This window comes from Micromonospora sp. WMMA1998, assembly GCF_027497375.1.
GTDB lineage: Bacteria > Actinomycetota > Actinomycetes > Mycobacteriales > Micromonosporaceae > Micromonospora > Micromonospora sediminicola.
The window spans coordinates 715,266-729,409 of sequence record NZ_CP114911.1 but is presented as its reverse complement, the minus strand read 5'-3'; the positions used below and the strand labels follow the sequence as shown (position 1 = coordinate 729,409).

The window sequence follows — 14,144 nt, the reverse complement described above, 5'->3', positions numbered from 1 at the left end:
CCCCTGTGTCGACCCGAACCGGCACCGGTCACGTCAGGACACCCCCAGCTCGCGGTCGATGAAGTCGAAGACCTCGTCCGGGGTGGCGTCCTGGAGCTTGCCGGCGACACCGTCGCCGTCGGCCGGGGCGTCCACCTCGTTGAGCGAGGCCAGCAGCGTGCGCAGTCGTTCGGTGATCCGCAGCCGGGCGCCCCGGTCGGGCGCCGCGCCGGCCAGCGCCGCCTCCAGCCGTTCCAGCTCGCCGAAGACCGGCGTCGCGGCGGCCACTCCCCCGTCGACGACGGCGGCGCGGACGTACTCGGCGAGCAGCGCGGCGCTCGGGTAGTCGAACACGACGGTGGCGGGCAGCCGTACGCCGGTGGCGGCGGTGAGCCGGTTGCGCAGCTCCACCGCGGTCAGCGAGTCGAAGCCGAGGTCCCGGAACGCCCGGTCCGGTTCGACGGCGGCGTCGGAGGCGTGTCCGAGCACCGCCGCGGCCTGCCCGCGGACCAGGTCCAGCAGCGTCCGGCGCCGCTCGGCGTCGGTCTGCCCGGCCAGCAGCGCGGCGAGTGAGTCGGCGGTCGGGCCGCCGTCCTCGGCGCGTTCGGCGGCGGCGCGGCGCGCCTCGGGGATCCCGGTGAGCAGCGGGCTGGGCCGCACCGCGGTGAAGCCGGGCACGTACCGGGCCCAGTCGACGCCGGCGACCAGGGTGACCGGCTCGCGGCCGGTGAGGCAGCCGGCGAGCGCGGTGAGGGCGAGGTCGGCGTCGAGCCGGGTGACGCCGCTGCGGCGGCGGCGCTCGGCCACCGCGGGGTCGGCGTCGGCCATGCCGCCGGTGGCCCACGGTCCCCAGGCGACGGAGGTGGCCGGCAGGCCCTGCCGGTGCCGCTGCTCGGCCAGCGCGTCCAGGTAGGCGTTGGCGGCGGCGTAGCTGCCCTGGCCGGCGGCGCCGAGCTGCCCGGGCAGCGCGGAGAAGAGCACGAACGCCCGCAGGTCCTTCTCGGCGGTCAGCTCGTGCAGGTGCAGCGCGCCGAGCGCCTTGGGTCGCAGCACGTCGGCGATGCGGTCGGCGGTGAGGCCGTCGAGCACCCCGTCGTCGAGGACGCCGGCGGCGTGCACCACGGTGGTCAGCGGCGCGTCGGCGGGTACGTCGTCGAGGAGCTTGGCCAGCGCGGCCCGGTCGGCCACGTCGCAGGCGGCGACGGTGACCCGGGCGCCCCGGTCGGTGAGGTCGCGGACCAGGTCGGCCGCGCCCGGCGCGTCGGCGCCGCGCCGGCTGACCAGCAGCAGGTGGGCCGCGCCCCGGTCGGCGAACCAGCGGGCGACCTGCCCGCCGAGCGCGCCGGTGCCGCCGGTGACGAGCGTGGTGCCGGGATGCCCGTCCGCCGGGTCGGCGCCGCCGCCGGGGGCCCGGACGAGGCGGCGGACCAGCAGGGTGACGCCGTCGACGGCGAGTTGGTCCTCACCGTCGGGGCCGGACAGCGCGGCGCAGAGCAGGTCCCAGCCGTGGTCGTCGAGCGTGGCCGGCACGTCGACCAGGCCGCCCCACCGCTGGGGGTGTTCCAGGGCGGCGACCCGGCCGAGGCCCCAGAGCAGCGCCTGCTCGGGCCGGTCGACGCCGCCGTCGCGGGTGGTGCCGGCGGCGCCCCGGGTGAGGCACCACAGCGGCGCGGGCACGTCCAGGTCGCCGAGCGCCTGGAGCAGGGCCAGCGACCGGGCCAGGAACGGCGGCACCGGGGTGTCGACCGGCGTGTCGGCGAGGGCGAGCAGGGACAGCACCCCGTCGACCGGGCCGGCGACGGCGGTGAGTCGGGCGGCGACGGCGGCGCGGTCGGTGGCGTCCTCGGGCAGCAGGACCAGCCGGGCGTCCGCGCCGCGCCGGGTCAGTTCGGCCACGGCCGTCTTCGCCTCGGCGGCGCCGTCCGAGTCGGCCACGACCCACCAGGCGCCGGTGAGGAACGCGACCGGGACCCCGGCGTACGGCTGCCAGACGGCCCGGTAGCGCAGGTCGTCGAGCGTGGACCGGTCGCGTTGGCGGCGTCGCCAGTCGGCGAGCAGCGGCAGCGCGGCGCCGAGGCGGTCGAGGGACTCGGTGGCGTCCGGCGCGGTGAGGTCGGCCAGGGCGGCGAGGTCCTCGTTGTCGACGGCGGCCCAGAACGCGGCGTCGGCGCCGGTCGGGGCGTCGGCGGCGTCGACGGTGCGGGTGCGGGGCCAGTAGCGCTCCCGGTCGAACGCGTAGGTGGGGAGGTCGACGATGTCGGTCTCGGGCAGTACGCGGGTGAGGTCGACGGGCAGGCCGACGGTGTGCGCGGTGGCGAGGTTGGTCAGCAGCCGGGTCGGGTCGTCGTCACCGCGACGCAGCGTGGACAGCACGTGCCCGGTGGTGCCGGTGTCGTCCAGGATCGCGGTGACCGGCATGGCCAGCACCGGATGCGGGGAGATCTCCACGAACGTCGTGTGTCCGGCGGCGACAGCCGTCCGCACCGCCGAGTCGAACCGGACGGTCTGCCGCAGGTTGTCGTACCAGTAGTCGGCCGTCATGGTCGCCGGGTCGACCCAGTCACCGGTCAACGTGGAGACCAGACGCGTGTGGCCGGCCTGCGGCGTGACGTCGGCCAGGTCCGCGCGAAGCTGCCGGGCGACCTCCTCCACGGCCGCCGAGTGGGAGGCGTAGTCGACCGGGATCAACCGGGCCCGGATCTCGTCGGCCTGACACGCTTCGACGAAGTCGGCGACGGCCTGCGGCGGACCGGACACCACCACCGTCGACGGACCGTTGACCGCCGCGACCCCGACACCCGCGAACCCGGGCAGGCGGGCGGTCACCTCGTCGGCGGGCAGGTCGACCGACGCCATCGTGCCCGTGCCCCGCAGCGCGGCGAGCGCCCGGGACCGCAGGGCCACCGTCCGGGCCGCGTCGTCGAGGGAGAGGATGCCGGCGACGCAGGCGGCGGCGATCTCGCCCTGCGAGTGCCCGACCACCGCCTGCGGGCTCACACCCACGTGCCGCCACACCGCGGCAAGGGCGACGCCGACAGCCCACAACACCGGCTGCACGACCTCGACCCGCTCAAGCCACGACTCGTCCTCCCCGGTCAACACCGACCCGAGGTCGACGTCCAGATAGGGGGCCAACGCCGCCTGACACTCGGCCAACGCGGCGTCGAAAACCGGCGTCCGCCCGACCAGACCGGCCGCCATCCGCGCCGACTGGGCGCCCTGACCCGGGAACACGAACACCGGGCCGGCGCCGCGCCCTGCCACCGTGCCCGTCACCACGGCCGGTGACGGCGTGCCGGCGGCCAGCGCGTCCAGCCCGGACAACAGGTCCTCGGCGGACGCGCCCACCACGGTGGCCCGCTGCTCGAACGCGGTCCGGGTGGTCGCGAGGGACCAGGCGACCACCGCCGGGTCGGCCGGGGCGGCACGCAGGTGCCGGGCGAGCCGGCCGGCCTGCCGGGCCAATCCGTCGCGGGTCCGCGCCGACACCGGCCAGGCGAGCGCGCCGTCGAGGAGGCCGGGCCGGACGGTGCCCGCACCGTCCGGCGGCCCGGGTCGGTCGGGGTCCGCGTCGGCGGGTGTCTCGTCGGGGAGTTCGAGGATGACGTGCGCGTTGGTGCCGGAGATGCCGAACGACGAGACGGCGGCCCGGCGCGGTCCGGCGGCGGGCCAGGCCCGGTTCTCGGTGACCAGCTCGACCGCGCCGGCCGACCAGTCGATGTGCGGCGACGGCGCGTCCACGTGCAACGTGGGCGGGACCACGCCGGCCCGCATGGCGAGGACCATCTTGATCACTCCGGCGACGCCGGCGGCGGCCTGGGTGTGGCCGATGTTCGACTTCACCGAGCCGAGCAGCAGGGGTTCGACCTCGGCGCGGCCCTGCCCGTACGTGGCGATGAGCGCCTGCGCCTCGATCGGGTCGCCGAGGGTGGTGCCGGTGCCGTGCGCCTCCACCACGTCCACGTCGGCCGGGGACAGTCGCGCGGCGGCCAGGGCCGCCCGGATCACGCGTTGCTGCGACGGTCCGTTCGGTGCGGTGAGCCCGTTGGACGCGCCGTCCTGGTTGACCGCGCTGCCGCGCAGCACGGCGAGGATGGGGTGGCCGTTGCGGCGGGCGTCGGAGAGGCGCTCGACCAGCAGCATCCCGGCCCCCTCTCCCCAACCGGTGCCGTCGGCGGCGGCCGCGAACGCCTTGCACCGGCCGTCGGGCGCGAGGCCGCGCTGGCGGGAGAACTCGACGAACAGCCCGGGGGTGGCCATCACGGTCACGCCGCCCGCGAGGGCCAGGTCGCACTCGCCGCGTTGCAGCGCCGCCGCCGCGAGGTGCAGCGCGACCAGGGACGACGAACACGCCGTGTCCACCGAGACCGCCGGTCCTTCCAACCCCAACACGTACGCCACCCGCCCCGAGACCACGCTCGCCGCGTTCCCGGTGCTCGCGAACCCTTCGACCTCGTCCGCGGACACCATCAACAGGGCCCCATAGTCCTGGCCGTTCGTGCCGACGAACACCCCTGTTCGTGAACCCCGCAAGCCACCCGGATCAACCCCTGCCCGTTCGATCGCCTCCCACGAGGTCTCCAGCAACAGGCGCTGCTGCGGGTCCATGGCGACGGCCTCGCGGGGTGAGATGCCGAAGAAGCCGGCGTCGAAGTCGGCCACGTCGTAGAGGAACGCGCCGGTGCGGACGTAGGAGGTGCCGGCGGAGTAGGGGTCGGGGTCGTAGAGCCCGTCGAGGTCCCAGCCGCGGTCGCCGGGCAGCTCCGAGACCGCGTCGCGGCCGGCGTGCAGCAGCTGCCAGAACCGCTCCGGGTCGGTGACGCCGCCGGGGAAGCGGCAGGACATGGCGACGATCGCGACCGGCTCGTCGTCGGCGAGCGGGGCCGGTCCGGCGGCCGGGCCGATCTCGGCGGCGCCGCCGAGTTCGGTGTGCAGGTGCCGGGCCAGCACGGTGGCGGTCGGGTAGTCGAAGACCAGTGTGACGGGCAGCCGCAGGCCGGTGGCGGTGGCGAGCCGGTTGCGCAGCTCGACCGCGGTGACCGAGTCGAAGCCGAGGTCGCGGAACGCGTGGTGCGGGTCGACGGCCTCGCCGCCGGCGTACTTGAGGACGGTGGCCGCTTGGTCGCGGACCAGGTCGAGCAGCGCCTCCCGGCGCTGCTCGGGCGCCATCCGGGCGAACGCGCCGGCCGGTGCTACCTCGGCCGTCTCGTCCGCCTCCCGGTCGGCGGCGGGCTGCCGCGCCTCGGGGATCTCGGTGATCAGCGGGGCCGGGCGGGTGGCGGTGAGCGCGACCCGGAACCGGTCCCAGGCGATGTTCGACACCGTCAGGTACGTCTCGTCGTGCGCGAGCGCCTGGTGCAGCGCGGCGATCGCGAGGCGGGGGTGCATCTCGGGCGCGCCGTGCCGGTGCAGCATCCGGCCGAACTCCCCGTCGGCCATCCCGCCGCCGCCCCAAGCGCCCCAGGCGATCGAGGTGGCCGGCAGGCCGAGGCCGCGCCGGTGCTCGGCGAGCGCGTTGAGGTAGGCGTTGCCGGGGGCGTAGTTGCCGACGCCGGAGCTGCCGACGGTGCCGGCCATCGCGGAGAACAGCACGAACGCGTCGAGGTCGTGGTCGCGGGTCAGCTCGTGCAGGTTGACCGCGGCGGTGACCTTGGCGCCGAGCGCGTGGTCGATCCGGTCGAGGGTGAGCGCGCCGATGACGGCGTCGTCGAGCACGGCGGCGGTGTGCACGACGGTGGTGAGCGGGTGTTCGGCGGGCAGTGCGGCGAGCACGGCGGCGAGCGCGTCCCGGTCGGCGGCGTCGCAGGCGGCCACGGTGACCCGGGCGCCCAGTGCGGTCAGCTCGGCCTCCAACTCGTCGACGCCGTCGCCGTCGCGGCCGCGCCGGCTGAGCAGCACCAGGTGGTCGGCGCCGTGGGCGGCGAGCCAGCGGGCCACGTGCCCGCCCAGCGCGCCGGTGCCGCCGGTGACCAGCGCGGTGCCGGTGGGCCGCCAGTCGCGCGGGGTGGGGGTGTCGCCGAGCGGCGCGCGCAGCAGCCGCCGGCCGTACGCGCCGGTGGGGCGCAGCGCGACCTGGTCCTCCCCGTCGGCGCCGCCGAGGATCCGGGCCAGCCGGGTGGCGGTGCGGTCGTCGACGGTGTCGGGCAGGTCGACCAGGCCGCCCCAGCGGTCCGGGTGTTCCAGCGCGGCGATCCGGCCGAACCCCCAGGCGAGCTGCTGGGTGGGGTGCGGCAGCGGGTCGGTGGGTCCGGTGGAGACCGCACCCCGGGTGAGCGTCCACAGCGGCGCGCGGATCCCGGCGTCGCCGAGGGCCTGGGTGAGGGTGACGGTGCCGGCGTAGCCGGCCGGCACGTGCCGGTGCGTGGGCAGCGGCGTCTCGTCCAGCGCGAGCAGGGAGACCACGCCGGCGGGTGGGGCGTCGGCGTGCCGGTCGCGCAGCCGCGCGGTGAGCGCGTCCCGGTCGGTGCGCTCGCCGGTCAGGGCGAGCGGGACGACGGTGGCGCCGTACCGGCGCAACGCGTCCGCGACGACGTCGGCCGCGTCGACGCCGACGTCGCCGGGGCCGGTGACCAGCCACCAGTCGCCGTCGAGGGTCGGCCGGTCGGCGGCGTCGGGGGCGACCGGCAGCCAGCCGTCGCGGTAGCGCCAGGAGTCGACGGTGGCCTGGTCGCGGTGGCGGCGTCGCCACGCGGCCAGCGCCGGCAGCAGCGCGGCGAGCGCGTCGGCGGGCACGTCGGCGGCGTCGGCCAGTTCGGCGCCGACCGCGGCCGGGTCCTCGGCCTCGACGGCGGCCCAGAACCGGGCGTCCACCTCGTCCGGCTCGGTCGGGGCGGCGGCTACCGGGGCCGCGGCCGGGCGCGGCCAGTAGAGCTGCCGCTGGAACGGGTACGTGGGCAGGTCGAGGCGGTGGGCGGCGAGGCCGGCGAAGGCGGGTCGCCAGTCGACGGCGACCCCACCGGCGTACGCCTCGGCGAGCGCCCGGTGGAACCGGGCGAGGTTGCCCTCGTCGCGGCGCAGCGTGCCGGTGACGGTGACCGCGGCCGGGTCGGCGGCGGCCGCCTCGACGCTCTCCTGCATCGCCATGGTGAGCACCGGGTGAGCGCTGACCTCGACGAAGGTCTGGTGGCCGGTGGCGGCCAGGTCGCGGATCGCCGCGTCGAAGCCGACGGTCTGCCGCAGGTTGCGGTACCAGTAGTCGGCGTCGAGTCCGGCGGTGTCCGTCCACTCGCCGGTGACGGTGGACCGGAACCGGATCTCGCCGGTGCGCGGGCGCAGGCCGGCGAGCAGGTCACGCAGCCGCTCGCGCAGTGGTTCGACGTGCGCGGAGTGGGAGGCGTAGTCCACCGGCACCCGGCGTACCCGCACGTCCCGGCCCTGGTAGTGGGCGATCAGCTCGTCCAGGGCGGCGGCGTCGCCGGAGACCACCACCGAGGTCGGCCCGTTGACCGCGGCGAGCGCGACGCGCCCGTCCCAGCGGGCGATGGTCGCGCCCACCTCGTCGGCGGTGGTGGCGACGGACACCATGCCGCCGTCGCCGGCGATCTCGGCGATGACCCGGCTGCGCAGCGCCACCACCGCGGCGGCGTCGTCGAGGCTGAGCCCGCCGGCCACGTACGCGGCGGCGATCTCGCCCTGCGAGTGACCGACCACCGCCGACGGGTGCACGCCGTAGGAGCGCCACAGCGCGGCCAGGGACACGCCGACCGCGAACAGCGTCGGCTGCACCACGTCGACGCGCTCCAGCGACGGCGCGTCCGGCGCGCCCCGGATCACGTCGACCGGGGACCAGTCGAGGTGGGGGCGCAGCGCCTGCGCGCAGGCGGTGAACGTCTCGGCGAACACCGGCGCGGTGGCGAGCAGGTCGGCGGCCATGCCGGTCCACTGCGACCCCTGACCGGGGAAGACGAAGACCACGTCGCCGCCCGTACCCGGGGCGCGGGTGACGGTGTGCGGCGCGGGGCGGCCGGCGGCGAGCGCGTCCAGCGCGGCGGCCAGGTCGTCGCGGCCGGCGGCGAGCACGACCGCGCGCTGCTCGTGGGCGGTTCGGGTGGTCGCGAGCGACCAGGCCAGGTCGGGCAGCGCGGCGTCGGGCACGGTGTCCAGGTGGGCGCGCAGGTCGCGGGCCCGGGCGGCGAGCGCGGCGGCGCCGCGTCCGGACAGCGTCCAGGGCAGTTCCCCGGCGGGTACGACGTCGCGCGGCGCGGGCTGCTCCGGCGGCGCCTGCTCCAGCACGGTGTGCACGTTGGTGCCGCTGATGCCGAACGAGGAGACGGCGGCGCGCCGGGGCCGGTCACCGGCCGGCCAGGGCCGGGCCTCGGCGAGCAGCGCGACCGTGCCGGCGGACCAGTCGACGTGCGGGGTGGGCTCGTCCACGTGCAGGGTGGGCGGCAGCACGCCGGCCCGCATGGCGAGGACCATCTTGATCACGCCGGCGACGCCGGCGGCGGCCTGGGTGTGGCCGAGGTTCGACTTGACCGAGCCGAGCCACAGTGGCCGGTCGGCGTCGCGGTCGCGGCCGTAGGTGGCGATCAGCGCCTGCGCCTCGATCGGGTCGCCGAGCGTGGTGCCGGTGCCGTGCGCCTCGACCGCGTCGACCTGGTCGGGGGCGAGTCCGGCGTTGGCCAGGGCCTGCCGGATGACCCGCTGCTGGGCCGGCCCGTTGGGCGCGGTCAGCCCGTTGGACGCGCCGTCGGAGTTGACCGCGCTGCCGCGCACCACGGCGAGGACGGGGTTGCCGTCGCGGCGGGCGTCGGAGAGCCGTTGCAGCACCAGCAGGCCGACGCCCTCGCCCCAGCCGGTGCCGTCGGCGGCGCCGGCGAACGGTTTGCACCGGCCGTCGGCGGCGAGGCCACGCTGGCGGGAGAAGCCGACGAAGATGCCGGGGGTGGCCATCACGGTGGCGCCCCCGGCCAGCGCGAGGTCGCACTCCCCCGCCTGCAACGCCTGCGCGGCCAGGTGCAGCGCGACGAGCGACGCCGAGCAGGCGGTGTCGACCGTGACGGCCGGGCCGTGCAACCCGAAGGTGTACGCGAGCCGCCCGGAGATGACGCTGGCGGAGACGCCGGTGGCGAGGTAGTTCTCGTCGCCGTCGCCGGCGGCCAGCAGCAGCGAGCCGTAGTCCTGCCCGTTGGTGCCGACGTAGACGCCGGTGCGGCTGCCCCGCAGCCCGGCCGGGTCGAGGCGGGCGCGTTCGAACGCCTCCCAGGCGGTCTCCAGCAGCAGCCGCTGCTGCGGGTCCATGGCCACCGCCTCGCGCGGGCTGATGCCGAAGAACGCCGGGTCGAACTCCCCGGCCCCGGTCAGGAAGCCGCCCTCGCGCACGTAGCTGGTGCCGAGGTGCTCCGGGTCCGGGTGGTACAGCTCGGCGACGTTCCAGCCGCGTTCCTGCGGCATCGGCGACAGCGCGTCGGTGCCGCCGGCCACCAGTTCCCACAGCTGTTCGGGGGTGGCGACGCCGCCGGGGAAGCGGCAGCTCATCGCCACGATGGCCACCGGCTCGCGGTGCCGGTCGACGTCGGCGGCGACGACCGCGCCGCCGGTCGGGTCGGCGGTGAGGCCGTGCAGGTGGGCGGCGAGTTCGGCGACGGTCGGGTGGTCGAAGACGAGCGTGGCGGGCAGGGTCGCGCCGGTCTCGGCGGCGAGCCGGTTGCGCAGCTCGACCGCGGTGAGCGAGTCGAAGCCCAGGTCGCGGAACGTGCGGTCGGGCAGCGGCCGGCCGGCCGGGTGGCCGAGCACCAGCGCGACCTGGGCCCGGACCAGTTCGGTGAGCTGCGGCAGGGACCGGCCGACCACCACGGCCGGGGTCACCACGGCGGGTCCGGCCGGCACGCCGGGCAGCCCGGCGAGCAGCGGCGCGGGCCGGCCGCGGGTGGCGGCGAGGCGTCCCCAGTCGACGTCGGCGACGGTGACCGCCGGTCCGGCGCCGACGACGCGGCCGAGCGCGGCGGCGGCCGGCTCGGCGGGGAGCGGGTGCACACCGCCCCGGACCAGCCGGGCGGTGAGGTCGGCGCTGGCGGCGGCCATGCCCTCGGCGGCCCAGGCGCCCCAGGCGACCGCGGTGGCGGGCAGCCCGAGATCGTGGCGCCAGGTGGCGAACGCGTCCACGAACGCGTTGGCCGCCACGTAATTGCCCTGCCCGGCGCTGCCGATCACGCCGGCGAGCGAGGAGAAGAGCACGAACGCGTCGAGGTCGCGGCCGGCGGTGGCATCGTGCAGCGCCCGGGCGGCGCGGACCTTGGCGTCCAGCACCGCCTGCGTGCGGGGCAGGTCGAGGCCGTCGAGGATGCCGTCGTCGACGGTGCCGGCGGCGTGCACCACGGCGGTCAGCGCGGGCAGGTCGGCGACCAGCGCCGCGACCGCGGCGGTGTCGGTGACGTCGCAGCGGACCGCCCGCGCGCCGGGCAGCTCGGCGACCAGGTCGGCGGCGCCGGGTGCGTCCGGGCCGCGCCTTGAGGCGAGCACGACGTCGGTCGCGCCGGCGTCGAGCAGCCAGCGGGTGACCTGCCGCCCGAGCGCACCGGTGCCGCCGGTGACCAGCACCGTGCCGGTGGGCCGCCAGCCGGGCCCGCTGGGCGGGGTGGCGGGGACGAGCCGCCGGCCGAAGGTGCCGTGCGTCCGGACGGCGACCTCGTCGTGTCCGCCGTCGGCGAGCACCGCGAGCAGCGCGTCGGCGGTGGCCCGGTCCGGGGTGTCGCCGGCCGGCAGGTCGACCAGGCCGCCCCAGCGGTCGGGCTGTTCCAGCGCGACGACGCGGCCGAGTCCCCAGGCGGCGGCCGCGTACGGGTCGGTGAGCGGTTCCCCGCCGCCGACCGTGACCGCGCCCCGGGTCAGGCACCACAGCCGGCCGGCCCGGCCGGTGTCGGCGAGCGCCTGGGTCAGGGTGAGCAGCAGCGCCGTCCCGGCCGGCACGGCGGGCGCGTCGGGTCGCGGCGCGTCCGGGGCGGGCAGGACACAGAGCACCCCGCGCCAGCCCGGCTCGGGGTGGTCGCGCAGCAGGTCGGCCAGGGCGGCACGGCCGGCGTCGGCGGGAACGGTGAGCAGGTCGACGTCGGCGCCGGCCCGGGCCAGCGGGGCGGCCCACGGCGCCGGGTCGTCGAGCGCGACGACCAGCCACCGGCCGGTCAGGGCCGGCGCCGGGGTGGGGTGGACGGGCTCCCAGACCACCCGGTAGGACCAGCCGTCCAGCGTGGCGTCGCGGTGCCGGGCGCGCCGCCAGGAGGAGAGCACCGGCACGGCCGGGGCGAGCGCGGCCACCGCCTCCGGGTCGTCCTGCACGGCCAGGTGGGACGCCACGGCGGGCAGGTCGCCGCGCTCCACGGCGGCCCAGAAGTCGCCGTCGGCGCCCTCGGTCGTCGTCGCGGTCGGGGCGCTGCCGTCGCCGGCCCAGTAGCGGTGGCGTTGGAAGGCGTACGTGGGCAGGTCGGTCCGGCGGGCGCCGGCCCCGGTGAACCAGGTGGACCAGGTGACCGGGTGGCCGTGGACGTGCAGGTCGGCCAGGGCGGCCAGCAGCGCGTCGGGTTCGGCGCGGTCGCCGCGTTGGACGGCGACGGCGCGGACCGGCTCGTCGGGCAGGATGTCGGCGGTCAGCGGGGTGAGCACCGCGCGCGGCCCGATCTCCAGGAACGTGTCGGCGCCGGCGGCGCGCAGCGCGCGGACCCCGTCGGCGTGGCGGACCGCCTCGCGGACGTGCCGTACCCAGTGGTCGGATGTGCGGATCTCGTCCGGGTCGGCCAGGTCGCCGGTCAGGTTCGACACGACCGGCAGCGTCGGGGCGGCGAACGTCAGCCGGTCCAGGACGGCGCGGAAGCGGTCCAGCACCGGCGCCATGAGCGGGCTGTGGAAGGCGTGGCTGACGGTGAGCCGCCGGGTGCGCACGCCCCGGTCCCGCCAGTGCCGTTCCGCCCGGTCGATCTCGTCGGCGGCGCCGGAGAGGACGACGGCGGCCGGGCCGTTGACGGCGGCGACGTCGATCGGCGCGTCCGGGTCGGTCAGGGTGGCGCGGACGTCGTCCTCGGCGGCGGCGACCGCGAGCATCGCGCCGCCGGCCGGCAGCGCCTGCATGAGCCGGCCCCGCGCGGCGACCAGCGCGGCAGCGTGTTCCAGCGACAGCACGCCGGCGACGTGGGCGGCGGTGACCTCGCCGATGGAGTGGCCGCCGACCAGGTCGGGGGTGACGCCGAACGACTCGACCAGCCGGAACAGCGCCACCTCGACCGCGAACAACCCGGCCTGGGTGAAGACGGTTTCGTCCAGCAGCGCGGCGTCGGCGGTGCCCGCGGCGGCGAACAGCACCTCCGTCAGCGGCCGGGGCAGCGCCCGGTCCAGGTGCCCGCACACCTCGTCCAGCGCGGCGGCGAACACCGGGAACGTCGCGTACAGCTCCCGACCCATGCCGGCGCGCTGCGTGCCCTGCCCGGAGAAGAGCACCGCGAGCTGGCCGCGCGGCGTACCGGTGCCGGTGACGACCGTGCCGGCCGGCTCGCCGGCGGCGAGCGCGCGCATCCCGGCCACCAGGTCGTCGCGGCCGGCGGCGGCGAGCACGGCCCGGTGGTCGAGCACCGACCGGGACACCACCGAGGAGTACGCGACGTCGAGCGGCCGGACGTCGGGGTCGGCGGCCAGCCAGGCGGCCCACCGGCCGGCCTGGGCGGCGAGGGCTTCCGGGGAGCGGGCGGAGAGCAGCACCGGGACGACCGGCCGGTCGACGGGCGCCGGCTCGTCCTCGGCGGGTTCCGGCTCCGGTGCCTGCTCCAGGATGGTGTGCGCGTTGGTGCCGGACACCCCGAACGAGGACACCGCCGCGCGGCGCGGCCGGTCGACGGCCGGCCAGGGCGTGGCCTCGGTGGCGAGCGCGACCGCCCCGGCGTCCCAGTCGATGTGCGGGGACGGCCGGTCCACGTGCAGCGTGGGCGGGACGACGCCGTGCCGCAGCGCCAGCACCATCTTGATCACGCCGGCGACGCCGGCGGCGGCCTGGGTGTGCCCGAGGTTCGACTTGACCGAGCCGAGCAGCACCGGCGGCGCGTCGCCCCGGTCCTGCCCGTACGTGGCCAGCAGCGCCTGCGCCTCGATCGGGTCGCCGAGCGTGGTGCCGGTGCCGTGCGCCTCCACCACGTCGACCTGTTCGGGGGTGAGCCGGGCGTTGGCGAGCGCCTGCCGGATCACCCGCACCTGGGAGGGGCCGTGCGGCGCGCTCAGCCCGTTGGACGCCCCGTCGGAGTTGACCGCGCTGCCCCGGATCACCGCGAGCACCGGATGACCGTGCCGTTGGGCGTCGGAGAGGCGGGCCAGCAGCAGCATGCCGACGCCCTCGGACCAGCCGGTGCCGTCGGCGGCGGCGGCGAACGGCTTGCACCGGCCGTCGGCGGCCAGCCCGCGCTGGCGGCTGAACCCGACGAACACGGCCGGCGTGGGCATCACCGTGACACCGCCGGCCAGGGCCAGCTCGCAGTCGCCGTTGCGCAGCGCCTGCACGGCCAGGTGGATCGCCACCGAGGAGGACGAGCAGGCGGTGTCGATGGTGACCGCCGGCCCCTCCAGCCCCAGCGTGTACGCGATCCGGCCGGAGACGATGCTCGTCGAGTTGCCGGTGAGCGAGTGTCCCTCGCCGTCCTGCCCGGCCTGGGCGAGGATCGCGTCGTAGCCGTGCGCGGCGGCGCCGACGAACACGCCGGTGCGGCTGCCCCGCACGGCCGGCAGCGGCAGCCCGGCCCGTTCGAACGCCTCCCAGGTGGCCTCCAGCAGCAGCCGCTGCTGCGGGTCCATGGCGACGGCCTCGCGCGGGCTGATGCCGAACAGGTCGGCGTCGAAGTCGCCGGCGTCGTAGACGAAGCCCCCCTCGCGCACGTAGCTGGTGCCCGGGTGGTCGGCGTCGGGGTGGAAGAGCCGGTCCAGGTCCCAGCCCCGGTCGGCGGGGAACGGGCCGATCCCGTCGCCGCCGTCGCGGACCAGGTCCCACAGCTGCTCCGGCGACCCGACGCCGCCGGGGTAGCGGCAGGTCATCGCCACGATGGCCACCGGCTCGGTGTCGCGCGCCTCCAGCGCCCGCAGCCGCCGCCGGGTGCGGCGCAGCTCCGAGGTCGTACGCTTCAGGTACTCGACGTACTTCTCGTCCTCGCTGTTCACCGTGGACCTACCTCACTCGGCGTGCCGATGTCGTCGCGGCC

General features: G+C 77.2%; 1 protein-coding gene. It reads right to left on the bottom strand.

What is annotated here, in order from left to right; translation table 11 throughout:
• Positions 1-33 precede the first annotated feature (33 nt).
• Entirely contained in the window at positions 34-14,103 is a 14,070-nt protein-coding gene (locus tag O7600_RS02925; RefSeq protein WP_281592153.1) for a type I polyketide synthase, read from the bottom strand.
• Between the last annotated feature and the right edge of the window lie 41 nt (positions 14,104-14,144).